The 16,685-nt window shown below is 59.6% G+C and carries 17 protein-coding genes and 1 tRNA gene; 8 read left to right on the top strand and 10 right to left on the bottom strand.

Going from position 1 to position 16,685, the window contains the following annotated elements; all coding sequences use genetic code 11:
* The first annotated feature begins 156 nt into the window (after window positions 1–156).
* Complete coding sequence (locus ACYZTK_RS13900) at window positions 157–606, top strand: carboxypeptidase regulatory-like domain-containing protein (protein ID WP_462010417.1); 450 nt, start codon at window positions 157–159, stop codon at window positions 604–606.
* A gap of 127 nt (window positions 607–733) precedes the next feature.
* On the opposite strand, the gene ACYZTK_RS13895 is transcribed toward ACYZTK_RS13900, so the two are convergent.
* The 6 genes from ACYZTK_RS13895 to panM all read right to left on the bottom strand — a co-directional run bounded on the left by ACYZTK_RS13895 (window position 734) and on the right by panM (window position 5,617).
* The gene (locus ACYZTK_RS13895) at window positions 734–1,171 is read right to left on the bottom strand and encodes a hypothetical protein (protein ID WP_462010416.1); all 438 of its coding nucleotides are present in this window, start codon (window positions 1,169–1,171) and stop codon (window positions 734–736) included.
* Window positions 1,172–1,402: 231 nt separating this feature from the next.
* Window positions 1,403–1,478, bottom strand: a tRNA-Phe gene (locus tag ACYZTK_RS13890).
* Window positions 1,479–1,581: 103 nt separating this feature from the next.
* Window positions 1,582–1,854, bottom strand: coding sequence for an oxidative damage protection protein (locus ACYZTK_RS13885; protein ID WP_010464608.1), 273 nt, complete (start codon window positions 1,852–1,854; stop codon window positions 1,582–1,584).
* Complete coding sequence (gene mutY, locus ACYZTK_RS13880) at window positions 1,851–2,918, bottom strand: A/G-specific adenine glycosylase (protein ID WP_462010415.1); 1,068 nt, start codon at window positions 2,916–2,918, stop codon at window positions 1,851–1,853. Before mutY ends, ACYZTK_RS13885 begins: the two co-directional genes overlap by 4 nt.
* Window positions 2,915–5,134: an AsmA family protein gene (locus tag ACYZTK_RS13875; RefSeq protein WP_462010414.1), complete on the bottom strand. Its 2,220-nt coding sequence runs from the start codon at window positions 5,132–5,134 to the stop codon at window positions 2,915–2,917. The genes mutY and ACYZTK_RS13875 overlap by 4 nt, the downstream gene beginning before the upstream one ends.
* 78 nt (window positions 5,135–5,212) lie before the next feature.
* Window positions 5,213–5,617 carry an aspartate 1-decarboxylase autocleavage activator PanM gene (gene panM, locus ACYZTK_RS13870; RefSeq protein WP_462010413.1) on the bottom strand — a complete coding sequence of 135 codons (405 nt, stop codon included), beginning with the start codon at window positions 5,615–5,617 and terminating at the stop codon, window positions 5,213–5,215.
* A gap of 222 nt (window positions 5,618–5,839) precedes the next feature.
* On the opposite strand from panM, the gene ACYZTK_RS13865 reads away from it, so the two are divergent.
* The 7 genes from ACYZTK_RS13865 to ACYZTK_RS13835 all read left to right on the top strand — a co-directional run bounded on the left by ACYZTK_RS13865 (window position 5,840) and on the right by ACYZTK_RS13835 (window position 11,669).
* Window positions 5,840–7,501, top strand: a complete 1,662-nt coding sequence (locus ACYZTK_RS13865; protein WP_462010412.1) for an OFA family MFS transporter — start codon at window positions 5,840–5,842, stop codon at window positions 7,499–7,501.
* Window positions 7,502–7,786: 285 nt separating this feature from the next.
* Window positions 7,787–8,380 carry an imidazoleglycerol-phosphate dehydratase HisB gene (gene hisB / locus ACYZTK_RS13860; protein WP_007897437.1) on the top strand — a complete coding sequence of 198 codons (594 nt, stop codon included), beginning with the start codon at window positions 7,787–7,789 and terminating at the stop codon, window positions 8,378–8,380.
* A complete protein-coding gene (gene hisH / locus ACYZTK_RS13855; RefSeq protein WP_462010411.1) occupies window positions 8,380–9,018 on the top strand; it encodes an imidazole glycerol phosphate synthase subunit HisH in 639 nt (212 codons plus the stop codon). The genes hisB and hisH overlap by 1 nt, the downstream gene beginning before the upstream one ends.
* Window positions 9,019–9,276, top strand: coding sequence for a DUF2164 domain-containing protein (locus tag ACYZTK_RS13850; protein WP_008024930.1), 258 nt, complete (start codon window positions 9,019–9,021; stop codon window positions 9,274–9,276).
* Between the two features lie 42 nt (window positions 9,277–9,318).
* Window positions 9,319–10,056 (top strand): 1-(5-phosphoribosyl)-5-[(5-phosphoribosylamino)methylideneamino]imidazole-4-carboxamide isomerase, encoded by a 738-nt coding sequence (hisA, locus tag ACYZTK_RS13845; protein ID WP_462010410.1) that lies wholly within the window; start codon window positions 9,319–9,321, stop codon window positions 10,054–10,056.
* 9 nt (window positions 10,057–10,065) lie between these two features.
* Window positions 10,066–10,836, top strand: a complete 771-nt coding sequence (gene hisF / locus ACYZTK_RS13840) for an imidazole glycerol phosphate synthase subunit HisF (RefSeq protein ID WP_007972752.1) — start codon at window positions 10,066–10,068, stop codon at window positions 10,834–10,836.
* A 77-nt stretch (window positions 10,837–10,913) separates the two neighbouring features.
* Window positions 10,914–11,669 carry a substrate-binding periplasmic protein gene (locus ACYZTK_RS13835; protein WP_462010409.1) on the top strand — a complete coding sequence of 252 codons (756 nt, stop codon included), beginning with the start codon at window positions 10,914–10,916 and terminating at the stop codon, window positions 11,667–11,669.
* Here the strand turns inward: ACYZTK_RS13835 and ACYZTK_RS13830 are convergent.
* From ACYZTK_RS13830 to ACYZTK_RS13815, 4 genes are all read right to left on the bottom strand, one after another.
* Entirely contained in the window at window positions 11,650–12,966 is a 1,317-nt protein-coding gene (locus tag ACYZTK_RS13830) for a Vps62-related protein (RefSeq protein WP_462010408.1), read from the bottom strand. The two genes, ACYZTK_RS13835 and ACYZTK_RS13830, sit on opposite strands and share 20 nt — an antisense overlap.
* A 115-nt stretch (window positions 12,967–13,081) precedes the next feature.
* A complete protein-coding gene (locus ACYZTK_RS13825; protein WP_462010407.1) occupies window positions 13,082–13,858 on the bottom strand; it encodes a divergent polysaccharide deacetylase family protein in 777 nt (258 codons plus the stop codon).
* Between the two features lies 1 nt (window position 13,859).
* The gene (locus ACYZTK_RS13820; protein ID WP_462010406.1) at window positions 13,860–15,179 is read right to left on the bottom strand and encodes a S41 family peptidase; all 1,320 of its coding nucleotides are present in this window, start codon (window positions 15,177–15,179) and stop codon (window positions 13,860–13,862) included.
* Window positions 15,180–15,210: 31 nt separating this feature from the next.
* Complete coding sequence (locus ACYZTK_RS13815) at window positions 15,211–16,506, bottom strand: murein hydrolase activator EnvC family protein (RefSeq protein WP_462010405.1); 1,296 nt, start codon at window positions 16,504–16,506, stop codon at window positions 15,211–15,213.
* Between the last annotated feature and the right edge of the window lie 179 nt (window positions 16,507–16,685).

Below are 16,685 nucleotides of genomic sequence, written 5' to 3'. Positions count from 1 at the left end.
GCTCAATTCGGGGCGCAGCGCGTTCCAAATTGGGGACGTCGCGAATACAGCATGTAGTCCAATTCGCAGTGGACCCAAGGGCTAATCGTTCTGAAACTTGAGCACCCACCAGCAAATCCAATCTCTACAGGCTTCAACCGAAACCGGGAGTTACCCATGAAATCTGCATTCCTGTTTCCCTTCGCTCTGGTCTCCCTGCTGATGCTGATATCCCCGCTCGTGGCGCAATCCGCCACTGTCGAGCCAGTGGACAGTTCAGGCGTACAGATCCAGCGCGAACAGCAAAACGGCATTGCTTACCTGTCTGGCGGTATCGGGGAGGATGAGGCGAAAGCAATCCAGCAGGCGACGGGCTACAACCTGCACATGACCTTTTCCGTCGGCGCGGAGGGCAAGTACGTACCTGACGTCGATGTAGTCATCCGGAAGGGCGAAGGGCAAACCGTGCTGACTCTGAATCAGGCGGGGCCGCTGGTGTACGTCCAACTTCCGCCGGGCAAGTACACGGTCATCGCGACACGTGGGGGCGAGGAGCGGCGCAATACCACGGATGTGGGCAGTGCTGGCGCGCGAAATCTGGTGTTCAACTGGAATGGCAGTGAGTAGCTGTGCTGTCAGCTGGGGGCAATCCGCAAACAGCGGGTTCAGAGCTGTCTGCGGCCGCACCGCGCCCAGGTTATAGGTTTGCCAGGGCGCGATGGATGGTTTGCTGAAGAATCACCTGGGGAATGACTTAGCGGATGCTGCGAATGTTGCCCTTGTTGCCAGTGACCGTGACGGAAACGGTCTTGAAGAGGAAATAGTTTTCTTCGTTCACTTCATAGCGAGGAGCAACGATCAGGTCAGCTCCTGAGGATTTCACCGCTTTATAGGCCGCTGCGGATTTGACCGCGCTTACAGGATCCAGACCCAGGCCGCTGAGGCCACCGCTCTGACCGCCGTAGCTGACGCCTTCGGCAAACTGCGAGTCGCCGCCGAACTTGAACAAGCCGAACAGGACCTTGACCGAAGATTGACCGGAGATGGTATCGCCAACAGCGATGTCTGCTTTCAGGTCTGCCTTGACGGTGCTGTCGATTGGCGAGGATGGCTGGCTGTTGTTGTAGCTGACGCAGCCGCTGGCGGTGGCGATGAGAGTCGACAGAGCGATGAACTTCACGATCGTATTCAAGAATGCTTCCCTTATTTTGAAACCTTAAATGCGGGCAGATTTGCCGCTGCAATAGTTTCGCTTTGTAAGGAGAGCCCACACTATAAGACCGGTCCTCAAACCCTGTATGAAAAGGGGGGTAGGACTCGAAGAAAAGGGCGTGGCAGGCGTAGGAAATTTCATCGATGCCCGGCGGGTCAAATCCCGGGCATAAAAAAACCCTGAATCTTGCGATTCAGGGTTTTCGGTATTTGGTGCCCAGAGACGGAATCGAACCGCCGACACGGGGATTTTCAATCCCCTGCTCTACCGACTGAGCTATCTGGGCAACGGGGCGCATTAAACTGGTTTTTCAGGGGGTCGTCAAGCAAGTTTTCAAAAAATATTTAATTATTACCGTCGCTTACGATCCGACCCCCGGGAAATCGGGATTATTCAGCCGGCGGAACGTAGCCGTCAGCCTTGGCGTATTCTTCGCCGGAGAAGTACTTGTCCATTTCGCCCTGAAGATACTTGCGGTCTTCGGCGTTCATCATGTTCAGGCGTTTTTCGTTGATCAGCAGGGTCTGGTGTTTCTGCCAGTCCGCCCAGGCCTTGGCCGAGACGTGGTCAAAAATGTCCTGGCCTTTGGCGCCGGGGAACGGAGCGCGCTCCAGGGCGGGCAATTCTTCTTTGTACTTGCGGCACATGATGGTGCGGGTCATGACGACTCTCCTGCGTTCAATACGGCGGCCGCGCGTTCGAGCAAGGTTTTGACCGGGGCGGCAAGGCCCAGGCGCGGCGGGGTGGCGAGGTTATACCAGAGCCAGTCGGCCTCGGCCACGTGATGGCCGGCCTCCTGGACCTGAACCAGCCAGGGTTCGATGGATAACTGGAAGTGACTGAAAGTGTGCAGCAGGCTGGGCAGGGCTTGTTGCTGGCCCAGCTCCAGCGAGTGTTGAGTCGCCAGATGTTGCAGGTCGCTCAGGTGGTCGAGCTCTGGAAGGCTCCACAAACCGCCCCACAAGCCCGTGGATGGGCGACGGTAAAGCAATATCGCGCCTTCGCCGTTGGCCAGCATCGGCATCAGCGTGCGTCGCTGTGGCACGGCTTTGCGCGGCTTGGGGATCGGGTAGCGGGTTTCCAGGCCGAGCATGTGCGCTTCGCAGCCCTTTTCCAGCGGGCACAGCAGGCAGCTCGGTTTGCTGCGGGTACAGAGCGTGGCGCCCAGGTCCATCATGGCCTGGGTGTAGGCGTTGACCCGGTCATGGGGCGTGAAGCGCTCTGCGTTGGCCCACAGCTGCTTGGCCACCTTCGGCTCCCCCGGATACCCTTCCTGGGCGGTAAAGCGCGCCAAAACGCGTTTGACGTTGCCGTCGAGGATCGGCGCGCGCATGCCCATGCTCAGGCTGGCGATGGCACCGGCGGTGGACAGGCCGATGCCTGGCAGGTCGACCAGTTTTTCAACGTCCCGGGGAAATTCGCCGGCGTATTCGGCGACGATGATCTTCGCGGTCTTTTGCAGATTGCGCGCCCGGGTGTAGTAACCCAGGCCGGTCCACAGGTGCAGCACTTCGTCTTCCGGCGCCGCGGCCAGGGCTTCCACCGTCGGCAACGAAGCCATGAAGCGGTCGAAGTAGTTCAGCACTGTGCTGACCTGAGTCTGCTGCAACATGATTTCCGAGACCCACACCCGATACGGCGTAATGCCCTGCTGCCAGGGCAAATCGTGGCGCCCGTGGCGGTCGTACCAATCCAGCACCGCCGCCGAAAACTGCTCGGATCTCATCGCTTGAACAGCCCCTTCAGTGCGTTTTTCAGTTCAGGACTGACTTTGTCGCCAAGTTTTTCGTCGATCTTTTCGCTGAGCTTGTCACCGGCAAGCCGGGTGGCGACCTGGCCCATGCGTTCGTTGTCGAGGCGGCAGGCTTTGGCGCCAAGTTCCAGAGGGCCACGGCAGCGCAATGGCCACTCGATGCCGACGAACTTCTCGCCGACCTGGCAGGCCGGGTCGGGCATATCGCTCTTGTCGCCTTCGACAACGATGCCGACCCGGTAATCCATGCCCAGCACTCGCAGATCGACGTCGCCGTCGCCATTGACGGTCATGCCCGGGATGCGCACTTTCAGGTCGGGATTGCTGGCGACGCCGTTACGGAAGGTCAGGTTGCCCTTGAGTTCCTGGAATGGCGTGTCCTTGCCTCGCGGCTCGCCGCTAAGGGTTTTGCGGTTGAGCGTGGCGATGCCTTTGCACAACTGCTGTTCGAGGTTGGCATTGAGCAGCACGCCATTGTTGATCACGAAACTGGCGGTGCCGTTGAGCGTGTCGATCAGCGCTTTCTGGCTGTTGCCGCTGCCAGTCAGGTTGCTGTTGAGGGTGACCAGCCCTTTGACCGGCGGATTTTTACCCTGGCTTTCGAGGATTTTCTCTACCGGCACCTTGCTGATCTGCGTCTGCAGGTTCAGCGCCGGCACCTGCTGGCGTACATCGAGCGTACCCTTGGCTTCGAAGTTGCCTTGGTACAGATCACCGCGCAGATTTTCCAGGGTCAGCAGGCCGTTTTGGCCGGTAGCCTTGAGGGCCGCGTTGTTGATCGGCAGCTTGTCGAGGGTGAGCTGGCCAAACGTCAGGTCGGCATCGATATCCAGTTTGCTCAGGCGCTCAACCGGTAGCAGGCGGTCGTTGCTCCAGGCAGTCTTGGTCGGCGCATCCGGCAGTGGCGTGCTGCCTGCACCGGCCATGGCGCTGGCTTCGGTACTGGCCACTTCGGCCTGGCGGACCTGAGTGGTGCTATTGGCTTCGGCGGATTTCGGCTTCAGGTAGCGGTCGACGTTGAAGGTGTCGGCCTTGAGCACTGCGCGCAGCGACTGCTTGGCGAAGTCCTCGACGGCGATGCGGCCGCTGAAGCTGCTGTCATCGACTTTCAGGTTGATGTTGTCGAAGGCCACGCTGGTCGGAGTGCCGGCGATGCGGCTGACCAGTTCGACTTTGCTCAGGCTGCCCTCGGCCATGGCGGGTAACGTCTGGCCAATACTGTCGACGAACTTCGCCAGATCGAACTGGGCGACCGACAGCGCACCATTGATCTGTGGAGTCTTGTCGAGGTCGTTTACCTTCAGCTCGCCGAGTGCGCGCATTTGGTTGGCAGAGATCTTGATGCCGGTCCATTCGGCGACGTTCGCCGCTTTATCCAGCAGAAGCTGGCCTTGCGCTGCGAAGGTCATGGTCTTGCCTTGCAGCGGATCGCCAGCAACTTCCCCGGAGAGTTTCATGTCTTCGAATTTGTAACGCTGCAGCGCGCGCTCGAAGCGCAGTTCGCCGTTGAGCTCGGTACGAACTCGCAGCACCGGCTGATTGGTGCCGAGGAATGCGGTGAGCTTGACCGGGATATTCGTCGAGTCATGCACGGCACCGGTGCTGAGCTGGATGCTTTCGGCGCTGAACTGCTTGCCGGTCTTCTCGTCGTTATATTCCACACGTGCGTTGTTGACGGTCAGGCTGTCGATGTCCAGGCGGATCGGCTGGGCAGGTTTTTCCGCCTGGGCCGTAGTTTCGCTGGCAGGTTCGCCGGGGGTGGCAGTGGGTGCGGTCGTTGCAGCGGGGACCTTGCCTATGTCTTCCCAGTTGCCGTGGCCGTCCTTGTCGCGGTTCAGGCGCAGGTTCAGGCCTTCGACACGCACGTCGCTCATCTGAACTTCGCGACGCAGCAGCGGCAGCACGCGCACGGACAGGCCGAGCATCTGCAGGTCGGCGAAGGGTTCGGTGGGTTTGGCCAGGGTCGCGACACTGGCTTCGTGCAGTTCCAGGCCGAGCCATGGGAACAGGCTCCAGCCGATATCGCCATTGAGCGTCAGCTCGATGTGGGCCTTGTCGCGGGCGATCTGGCGAATCTCGTCTTTGTAGTCATTGGGATCAAAGAGGTGGGTCAGGGCAAAACCCAGGGCCACAATGATCAGCAATAGCCCGAGAAGTACCAGACCCAGGATTTTGCCGAACGCTTTCATGGGCGAGTCCTTGTAGTTAGTCAAATTCGAAATTCAGCCGGGGAGTATAGCGCCCCGGGGAGGACGATCGGTCGGCGATCACACTGTCAGTTCATCCAGCGCCAGTTTCAGCTTGGCAGCAAGTGCCCGGGCTTCAAGATGCCCGGCGGGAGCCAGCAGGCGCAAGGTTGCGCCGGCGTCAGTGGCCATTCTGCGTGCCTCGTCCACCAGGCGTTCGGCCACGCCGCGTCGACGGGTGATCTTGCGCACGCATAATTGCGACAGGTGCCAGACGTCCTGCTGCCGTTGCAGGCGAGCCGCGCCCAGCAGTCGATCATTGAAGCGCCCGGCGATCAGCGAGCCATCGTTCAGGCAGGCTTCGATCAATTGCAGATCCGAGCCAAAAGGGGCGAACAGCCAGGTCGGCGCATCCCGATAAATTTTCTGCAGGTCTTGCTGATCCTGATACGTGGCTTCTTTCAGCGGCTCGACAACGATCGGCATGGCGGCTCCAGCGGGGAAGAGAGCAGATGACTTGCAAAAGGTGATATCAGATTGATTTTTCTGTCACGCGCAGATGTTAACCTCTGCTGGTACGCCCGTCCTTCTGCGACTTGTCGTCGCATCTAAAATGGAGCTTCACCTGACAAGACAGTCATGCCTGCGTGCATAAAGGCTGGGGTGAGGAGTGGCTGGCGCACAATACTAATAATTGGGGGATACACAATGACCACGAGCATCACGGCTGACGGCTATGCCGACCAGCCTGCGTTCCTGTCCAAGGAACGCATCATCGCCAAGCCCGGTTTCAACCGCTGGCTGGTACCGCCCGCCGCACTGGCGATCCACCTCTGCATCGGCATGGCCTACGGCTTTTCGGTGTTCTGGCTACCGTTGTCCAAAGCGCTGGGTGTGACCGCGCCAGTGGCCTGCGCGCCGGACATGAGCTTCATTTCGCAAGTTTTCTCGTCCCAGTGCGACTGGCCGATCTCGATGCTCGGCTGGATCTACACGTTGTTCTTCATTTTCCTCGGTTGCTCGGCAGCCATCTGGGGTGGCTGGCTGGAACACGCCGGGCCGCGCAAGGCCGGCGTGGTGTCGGCACTGTGCTGGTGCGGTGGCCTGCTGATCTCGGCGCTGGGGATTTATACCCACCAGATCTGGTTGATGTGGATCGGTTCCGGAGTGATTGGCGGTATCGGTCTTGGCCTGGGTTACATCTCGCCGGTCTCGACCCTGATCAAGTGGTTCCCGGACAAGCGCGGCATGGCCACCGGCATGGCGATCATGGGCTTTGGCGGCGGCGCGATGGTCGGTGCTCCACTCGCTGCAGCGCTGATGAGCCATTTCGCCTCGCCAACGGGCGTGGGTGTTTGGCAGAGCTTTCTGGTCATGGCCGCGATCTACTTCGTGTTCATGATCGGCGGCGCACTGTCCTACCGCGTCCCGCCAACTGGCTGGAAGCCTGAAGGCTGGACCGCCCCGGCCAAGAAGGCCGCGAACGCGATGATCACCCATCGTCACGTGCACGTGAATGTGGCGTGGAAAACCCCGCAGTTCCGTCTGGTGTGGCTGGTACTGTGCCTGAACGTGTCCGCCGGTATCGGCATCCTGGGCATGGCGTCGCCGCTGTTGCAGGAAGTTTTTGGCGGCAAATTGATTGGAGTTGACCTGCCATTCGGCCAGCTGAACGCCGGGCAACTGGCTTCCATTGCTGCGATTGCCGCAGGTTTCACCGGTTTGTTGAGCCTGTTCAACATTGGTGGCAGATTCTTCTGGGCCTCGTTCTCCGATTACCTGGGGCGCAAGAACACCTATTTCGTGTTCTTCGCCCTGGGTTTCGCGCTGTATGCGCTGATCCCGAATCTGGGCCACCTGGGCAACGTCTCGCTGTTCGTGGCGGCCTTCTGCATCATCCTGTCGATGTACGGCGGTGGTTTTGCGACTGTTCCGGCTTACCTGGCTGACCTGTTCGGTACGCAGATGGTGGGTGCGATTCACGGTCGCCTGTTGACCGCATGGGCCGCGGCGGGCGTATTGGGCCCGGTGCTGGTGAACTATCTGCGTGAGTATCAACTGAGCATCGGCGTAGAGCGGGCCGCAGCGTACGACATTACCCTGTACATCCTGGCCGGCCTGCTGGTGTTGGGTTTCCTGTGCAATCTGCTGGTGCGTCCGGTGGCTGACAAGTACTTCATGACCGATGCTGAACTGGCTGCCGAACAGGCGCTGGGTCATGACAAGGGTGCAGACAGCACTACCGTGCTGGAGTGGAAGGCGGACCCGGGGACCAAGCCGTTGGCAGTTGCTGCCTGGCTGGTGGTGGGGATTCCGTTGGCGTGGGGTGTTTGGGTGACTCTGCAGAAAACCGCAGTCCTGTTCCACTAAGCAACTGGCCTGAAAACCTCTGGCTCAACGCCGAACCCTGTGGGAGCGGGCTTGCTCGCGAAAGCGATGTGTCAGTCGACCGAGATGTTGACTGACCCACCGCCTTCGCGAGCAAGCCCGCTCCCACATTTGGTTTGTGTGTGTTCACAAATGGCTTGTATGGACATGTCTACCCGCAACACCCCCGAATTCACTCCGTCAGCCATATCACCTCTCATGTTTCTGTTTCCCGTCCGCGCCCCTATAATGATTGCCTTTTTCGCCCAATGATTTGCGGAGCTGGTGATGGCCGAACGTATGGCGTCAGTCGAGCGCGACACTCTGGAAACCCAGATTAAAGCCTCGATCAACCTGGATGGCACCGGAAAGGCCCGATTTGATATCGGTGTACCTTTTCTTGAGCACATGCTGGACCAGATCGCCCGTCACGGGCTGATCGACCTGGATATCGTCAGCAAGGGCGACCTGCATATCGACGACCACCACACGGTGGAAGACGTCGGTATCACCCTGGGCCAAGCCTTTGCCAAAGCCATCGGCGACAAGAAAGGCATCCGTCGCTACGGCCACGCCTACGTGCCGCTGGATGAGGCGCTGTCGCGTGTGGTTATCGACTTCTCCGGCCGTCCCGGCCTGCAGATGCACGTGCCTTACACCCGCGCCACCGTGGGTGGCTTCGATGTCGACCTGTTCCAGGAATTCTTCCAGGGCTTCGTCAATCATGCCCTGGTCAGCTTGCACATCGACAACCTGCGTGGCACCAACACCCACCACCAGATCGAAACCGTGTTCAAGGCTTTCGGCCGCGCATTGCGCATGGCCGTAGAGCTGGATGACCGCATGGCCGGCCAGATGCCGTCGACCAAAGGCGTTCTGTAATGCAGACGGTCGCGGTTATCGATTACGGCATGGGCAACCTGCACTCGGTGGCCAAGGCCCTCGAGCACGTCGGTGCCGGCAAGGTCCTGATCACCAGCGATGCCAATGTGATTCGCGAAGCCGACCGGGTGGTATTCCCCGGCGTCGGCGCGATTCGCGACTGCATGGCGGAGATCCGTCGCCTGGGCTTCGATTCGCTGGTGCGTGAAGTCAGCCAGGACCGTCCGTTTCTCGGCATCTGTGTCGGCATGCAAGCCTTGCTCGACAGCAGCGAAGAGAACGACGGCGTCGAATGCATCGGCCTGTTTCCCGGCGCGGTGAAGTTCTTCGGCAAGGACCTGCATGAAGATGGCGAACACCTGAAAGTCCCGCACATGGGCTGGAACCAAGTGAAGCAGACGGTGAATCACCCGCTGTGGCACGACATTCCGGACCTGGCACGTTTCTACTTCGTGCACAGCTATTACATCGCCGCCGCAAACGCGCGTCAGGTGGTGGGTGGCGGTCACTACGGAGTCGATTTCGCCGCAGCGCTGGCCGAAGGCTCGCGTTTCGCCGTGCAGTTCCACCCGGAGAAGAGCCATACCCATGGCCTGCAGTTGCTGCAGAACTTCGCTGCGTGGGACGGTCGCTGGTAAATGGCAGTCAAGAAAAAGCCGCCGATCCTGACCCTCACTCCCGAGCAGGAGAACGAGGCCAATCACAAGATCAAGCGCTTCATGGAAGATCGCTTCGAACTGGACCTGGGTTCGTTCGAAGCGGCTGAAATCCTTGAGCTGTTTACTCGTGAAATTGCTCCGCACTATTACAACAGGGCGATTTTCGATGTGCAGACGCACCTTAAAGAAAGGTTCGAGAGCATCGAAAGCGACTTGTGGGCGCTCGAGAAAAACTGATTTCCGAGCGAAGCTGAACACTCGAATTTGAAGGTTTGCCAGATGCTGATTATCCCCGCTATCGATCTTAAAGACGGTGCCTGTGTTCGTCTGCGCCAGGGCCGCATGGAAGATTCCACGGTGTTCTCCGATGACCCGGTGAGCATGGCTGCCAAGTGGGTGGATGGCGGTTGCCGCCGTCTGCATCTGGTTGACCTGAATGGCGCCTTCGAAGGTCAGCCGGTGAATGGCGAGGTGGTCACAGCGATCGCCAGGCGCTACCCGAACCTGCCGATCCAGATCGGTGGCGGTATCCGCTCCCTGGAAACCATCGAGCACTACGTGAAAGCGGGCGTGAGCTACGTGATTATCGGCACCAAGGCCGTGAAAGATCCGGCCTTCGTCGCCGAAGCCTGCCGCGCGTTCCCGGGCAAGGTGATAGTCGGCCTGGATGCCAAGGACGGTTTTGTCGCGACCGATGGCTGGGCTGAAATCAGCACAGTGAATGTCATCGACCTGGCCAAGCAATTCGAATCCGACGGCGTGTCCGCAATCGTTTATACCGACATCGCCAAAGACGGCATGATGCAGGGTTGCAACGTGTCGTACACCGCTGCACTGGCAGCAGCCACGCGCATTCCGGTGATCGCTTCCGGCGGCATCCACAACCTGGGTGACATCAAGTCGCTGCTCGACGCCAAGGCGCCGGGCATCATCGGCGCAATCACCGGCCGGGCGATCTACGAAGGCACCCTCGACGTCGCTGAAGCGCAAGCTTTCTGCGATTCGTACAAAGGCTGAGGACTGACCATGGCGCTGGCCAAACGCATCATCCCTTGCCTGGACGTGGACAACGGCCGGGTCGTCAAAGGTGTGAAGTTCGAGAATATCCGCGACGCCGGTGACCCGGTGGAAATCGCCCGTCGCTACGACGAGCAGGGTGCCGACGAGATTACCTTTCTCGACATCACCGCCAGCGTCGATGGCCGCGACACCACGTTGCACACCGTCGAACGCATGGCCAGCCAGGTGTTTATCCCGCTGACCGTAGGTGGCGGCGTGCGTACCGTGCAGGATATTCGCAACCTGCTCAATGCCGGTGCGGACAAGGTCTCGATCAACACCGCGGCCGTGTTCAATCCGGAATTTGTCGGCGAAGCTGCCCAGCACTTCGGTTCACAGTGCATCGTCGTCGCCATCGACGCGAAGAAGGTCTCCGGCCCTGGTGAAACCCCGCGCTGGGAAATCTTCACCCACGGCGGGCGCAAACCTACCGGGCTCGACGCCGTGGAATGGGCGAAGAAGATGGAAGGCCTGGGCGCCGGTGAAATCCTCCTGACCAGCATGGACCAGGACGGCATGAAAAACGGCTTCGACCTCGGCGTTACCCGCGCGATCAGCGATGCACTGGGCATCCCGGTGATCGCCTCGGGTGGTGTCGGCAACCTGCAACATCTGGCCGACGGCATCATCGAAGGCCACGCCAGTGCAGTGCTGGCGGCGAGCATCTTCCACTTCGGCGAATACACTGTGCAGGAAGCCAAGGCCTACATGGCCCATCGCGGCATCGTGATGCGCTAAACAAACGGTACAGGCCAGTGGACATCATGGCGGCCTCAAGGCACTCTTGGGTACGCCATGGATCCCGGTAGCCAGACATGCTGAAACGTTTTCTTCTTGTCCTCGCCAGCGCTTCGCTGTTACTCCTGAGTGGGGCGCAAGCGGCTGAAGGTCCCGCCACCGACCTGGTGCTGCTGACCGAGAACTTCCCGCCTTATAACATGGCGAAGAACGGCAAGAACTTCGCTCAGGACGAGAACATCAATGGCATTGCCACGGACATCGTTCGCGAGATGTTCAAGCGCGCTGACATCACCTACAGCCTGACACTGCGTTTCCCTTGGGAGCGGGTGTACAAACTTGCCCTGGAAAAACCGGGTTACGGTGTGTTCGTGATGGCGCGGCTGCCGGACCGGGAAAATCTCTTCAAGTGGGTCGGCCCGATCGGTCCTGATGACTGGATCATGCTGGCCAAGGCGGACAGCAAGATCAGTCTGGAAACGCTGGATGAGGCGCGCAAATACCGGATCGGTGCCTACAAGGGTGACGCAATTGCCGAGACGCTGACCAAGCAGGGGCTCAAGCCGATCGTGGTACTGCGCGATCAGGACAATGCGAAGAAGCTGATCAATGGCCAGATCGACCTGTGGGCCACCGGTGACCCTGCCGGGCGCTATCTGGCGCGCCAGGACGGGGTCAATGGACTGAAGACCGTGCTGCGGTTCAACAGCGCCGAGTTGTACCTGGCGCTAAACAAGGAAGTGCCGGATGCCACGGTCGCCAAGCTGCAGGCTGCGCTGGATCAAATGCGCAAGGACGGTTTGGTCGACGAGATTATGAGTCGGTATTTGTAGGTGTCGGCAGGTCTGTAGCCGGCAGCGTGACTTCGACTTCGCCGGTGGTTTCAGAGGGGTATTCGGTCAGGTGTAAGCTGTTGTTATCGGAGTACCCGAAATTGATGGCTACCTGAGAACCGTCGTTACGCACTAGATCAAAGTGGCTCTGCAGCTGATACACCGCCAGGATTTTGCTTGCCGGAATAACAGCGACGACTTCCACGTTTGTCGGCGTAAGCCATTCGCGAGTTGAATTTTCAGTGTGGCTGAATTTCTTGTCCAGTCGGGCAGAGAATTGTATAGGTTCGATTGGGTCCGTAGTCGCGGCCGGCCAAGCGGGTCCCATTTGAACAGACGTGATGCGAGTGAATATCTCGAGTATCTTGGCGTTCTGCAGTCGAGGCGCTCTCAATTTGAAGAATTCCCCCTTGTTGCTAGTGTTATGGCCATAGCCGACAGGGGCATAAACGTCGCTCCGCTCCAATCGGTAATACGGTGTTGTGGTTAATTTTTCGACAGCGGACAGACCGTCGTCTTTGACTGCGAACCACGGAATGTAAGCGATCTGGGTAGCTTCCTCCGACTCATCATCTGGGGGCACTTCATAGCCGGAAAGTGTGGGACCTTCAGGTGCGGGTTTGATCCGCAGCGCAATCTTCATCCGCAACGAATAAGCACAAGGGTGTGTCGTGGGCTTGATGAGGCTGTTCGCTCCGACAAAGGTTCCTGGTGCGAAGTGAATCTCTCCCGCTGCTGCGGGCGGAGGAGCGATACTCCAGGCGCCGAAATCAGGGCTGGCGCCACTGCCGCTGTTGTCCCAGATGCCCGCGCCGACGCGCGAGGCGACCACCAGATCCGTCCGGACGCAACGTACCGAATTGGGCGAGGGCTTTACTGCGTCGCTCGTGCACACCAACCCCAGAGCCTGATAACCATCAGGGGGGATTGGCCGCCATACCGTGCACTCCGGAGTGCCCGCAGGGCTGGTGATAGCCGAGATCTTTTGAAAATCATCAGGTCGTGCGAGTGCTTTACCCAGCTCCGGGTCTGCGCTTGGCAAGTCCGCCTCGCAAACAACTGCTGCCACTCGCTTTTCGTTGATATTGTCATGTCCCCCAACAACGACATCACCCAGCGGAAAAAATCCGGGCAACAAATCGGCGGCAGGGGCGGGGCGCCAGAAACCAGCAGGTTTGGAGTTTGATCCCCTGACATCGCAGACCCGATGGAACTCGGTTGTGAAGTTAATCAGCAGGTTGTCGACTTTGATCGATTCCATCGGTATTGCGATGGATGTCTCGTTTTCGTTAGTCATGTTCAATCCAGATAGTTGAGAAGGCGACGTGGCAGTCGCGACCTGTTGCAGGCTTCACTATCCGGAATGGTGGAGGGTATCTGGCGGTAACTATTTACCGCGTTTGAGCCGGTTATTACCGATAAATGCCGTCTTTACCATGTGCAACCGTGGCGCGATTGCCGCGCACGCTGATCATCTGCCTGATATCAATCCATTCAATTCCGTGCGCCTTGAGCTTGGGCAACTCGCGTTCCAGCACCGCCAGAGTCTGCGGATACGGATGCCCGATCATCACCGCCGACCCTTGCTTGCGCGCCAGGCTGATTGCCGTTTGCAGCTGCGCGAAGATCGCCTCTTCGGTGCGCTCGTCGTCCAGGAACACATCCCGTGAAACACTGGCCAGAGAGGTCTTCTGCGCCTGCTGCGCCGCCACCGTCTGGGCGCTGGTGCGGCTGTCGACAAAGAACTTGTGGCGCCGTTGCAAGTCGGCCATCAACCAGGCCATGGCGGCGGGTTGGGCGGTCATGCGACTGCCCATATGGTTATTGATGCCGGCGGCGTAGGGCACCATTTTGAATGCGGCATTCAGGCGTTTTTCGAGTTCTTCGATGGGCAACTCGGGCTGCCAGGCGAATGGTCCGGTGGCAGGGTCCATGGGCATGTGCAGGATCACGATCTTGCCCGCCCGATGAGCTTCGCGGGCAAACTCGGTAGCGTGAGGGGTGTCGGGCATGATCGCCGCAGTGACGGGGCCGGGCAGGGCGAGGACACGACGATCCCGGGGCAGGTTCTGCCCCAGGTCATCGATGATCAGGCTTATGTAAGCTTTGTGTGGAGTGGGTGTGGCGGGCGCCGCGTGAGCAACACCCGCCAGGCAACACAGCAGAGCCAGAACCAGCCGCAAGCACATCTCAGCGGCCAGAGGTGATGCTCAACCCTTTGAGCAGGCTCAGCGCCTGGGCCAACTGGTAATCATCATCCTGCGGCATTGCCTTGGCTTTGCTGCCCGATCCGGTCGGCTTGTCTTCGCCGCCGTTGCCGTTGCCCAGGTGACCCTGCAGATCGGCTTCCTTGAAGTAATCGCCGTCCTGCTCGCTGGTGATCTTCGCCTTGCGCACTTCGATGTCCGGGACGATGCCCTGGGCCTGGATCGAGCGGCCGTTTGGCGTGTAGTACAGCGCCGTGGTGATCTTCAGGGCGCGGTCGTTGTTCAGCGGCAGCACGGTTTGCACCGAGCCTTTGCCGAAACTGGTGGTGCCCATGACCACTGCGCGTTTCTGATCCTGCAGGGCGCCGGCGACAATTTCCGAGGCCGAGGCGCTGCCGCCGTTGATCAATACGACCATTGGCACGGCCTCGCTTTCATCCTTGCCCGTCGCCGAGAAACGTAGCTCGGAGTTGGCGATGCGGCCTTTGGTGTAGACGATCAGGCCCTTGGTGATGAAGTGGTCGACCACTTCCACCGCCGCCTGCAGCACGCCGCCGGGGTTGTTACGCAGGTCGAGGATGACCCCCTTGAGTTTCTTGCCATTGTCCTTGCGCAACTTGGCCAGGGCCTTGGAGACTTCCTCGCCGGTCTTGACCTGGAACTGGGTGATGCGGATGTAGCCGTAGCCCGACTCCAGCAGCTGCGCCTTGACGCTCTTCACCTGAATGATCGCGCGCGCCAGGGTCACGTCGAACGGAGTGCCGCCGTCGCGCACCAGGGTCAGGGTGATCTTCTGGCCGAGCTTGCCGCGCATCTTGTCCACGGCTTCGGTCATGCTCTGGCCGCGGGTTGGCTGGCCGTTGATCTTGACGATGAAGTCGCCAGCCTGAATGCCAGCCTTGGACGCCGGGGTGTCATCGATCGGCGAAACCACCTTGATGAACCCGTCTTCGGCGCCAACTTCGATGCCCAGGCCGCCGAATTCGCCGCTGGTGCTTTCCTGCAACTCGGCGAAATCTTCCGGGCCCAGGTAGGCGGAGTGCGGATCGAGGTTGCTGAGCATGCCCTTGATGGCATTTTCCAGCAGGGTCTTGTCGTCCACTGGTTCGACATACGCGGCCTTGATCCGGTCCATGACCTCGGCAAAGGTGCGCAACTCTTCCAGCGGCAATGGTGCCTTGGTGGTTGCAGCAGTGCCCGCAGGCGCGACCGCCGGGGCCGGTTGAGCAGCAAACGCCAGGGGCGCGCCAATCACCAGGGCGATCGTCAGGGCCAGCGAGGTAAGGCGGGACAGATGCAGCATGTCGAACGAACTCCTGAATTAGGTCGCGTGCTTATCCTTGCGCGCGACACCATTGCGCTGGATCACTCGGGTGACCCTGCTGACGAATAGCAAAATACAACGCTGGCGTATCCTGCCCGCCACTGCTGCCGACAGTGGAGATGGATTCGCCGGCTTTAACCACGTCACCCGCAGACTTCAGCAACGTCTGGTTGTGACCATAAAGACTGAGGAAGCCGTTGCCGTGGTCAAGGATCACCAACAGCCCCGCACCGCGCAACCAATCGGCAAATACCACACGACCGCCATGTACGGCGTGCACCTGGCTGCCTGCGGAGGCGCTGATCATCACGCCGTCCCACTTGGTGCGAGCGTCATCGCCACGGGTTTCGCCAAAGCGTGCCAGCAGTCGACCATCAACAGGCCAAGGAAGTTTTCCCCGAGTGACAGCAAAAGCTCCGCCGAAGGTTTCGCCTGAACTTGAAACCAGTGCGCCGGGTGTCGATTTGGCAGGTTTGCGTGGGGCGTCAGAGTTGTTTTCTGCTGCTGCCTGGGCCTCACGTAAACGCTTTTTTTCGGCTTCCTGCTGGGCGATCAGCGCTTTTTGCCGCGCTTCTTCTGCCTCGCGGGCCTGGCGTGCCAGGGTTTCCTCGATGGTTTTAAGGACTTTAGACAGGTCTGCCTGATCCTGCTCGCGGGCTGCCAGTTTCTGGTCGCGAGCCTTTACGTCGACGTTGAGCTTGGCCAGCACTTGCTGGCGCTCCTGACGAACTTTTTCGAGCTCGTCACGCTGGCTGTCGAGGCTGCTTTTTTGCACCAGCAATTGCGCCTGCTGCATGTCGATGTCTTTTTCGACATTGGCCAGCTGGCGCAGGGTTTCGTTGAAATTCTTCAGCTGCTCCAGGCGGGCCTGGCTCAGGTAGTCGTAATAGGTGAGGGTGCGGGCGAATTTTTCCGGATTCTGCTGGTTGAGCAGCAGTTTCAGGTATTCCTGACGGCCGTTCTGATAGGCCGCCCGTGCCTGGATGGCGATCAGTCGCTGCTGTTCAATGCGCGCGCTCTGGAGTTTTTTTTTCTCGGCATCGAGTCGCTGCAGCTCGGATTCGCTTTTCTTCAGCTCTTTCTGCAGGGCATCGACCTGCTTCTCGAGCTTGCCCATCTCGGTCTCGGTGCCTTTGAGGTCCTTCTGCACTCCGGATTTTTCTTCCTGGAGTTTGCCCAGTAGCTTCTTCAGCTCGGCAATGTCCTGACGCGTAGCGTCCAACTGCTGTTGGGTTTGCGCGCGCTCGTCAGCAAAGGCCGGTTGGAGCAGGCAAGTCAGGGCAAGGGCTATCAGGACGCGAAGCATAGAGGCGGGCGACACCAGGGAAAGGGACGGCCTAGTATGCCCGCCAAGCGCTGCAAAAAAAACGCCCAATTGGGGCTGTGTGATAACCGGGGCAGGTTCGGGGGTGAAAACACCGCAAAACCAGTGTGGGAGCGGGCTTGCTCGCGAATGCGGTGTGTCAGTCGACATCAATGGTGACT

Source organism: Pseudomonas sp. LB3P31 (assembly GCF_054897945.1).
Note: the sequence above shows the minus strand (reverse complement) of the source record. Positions and strands in the feature narration are given on the sequence as shown.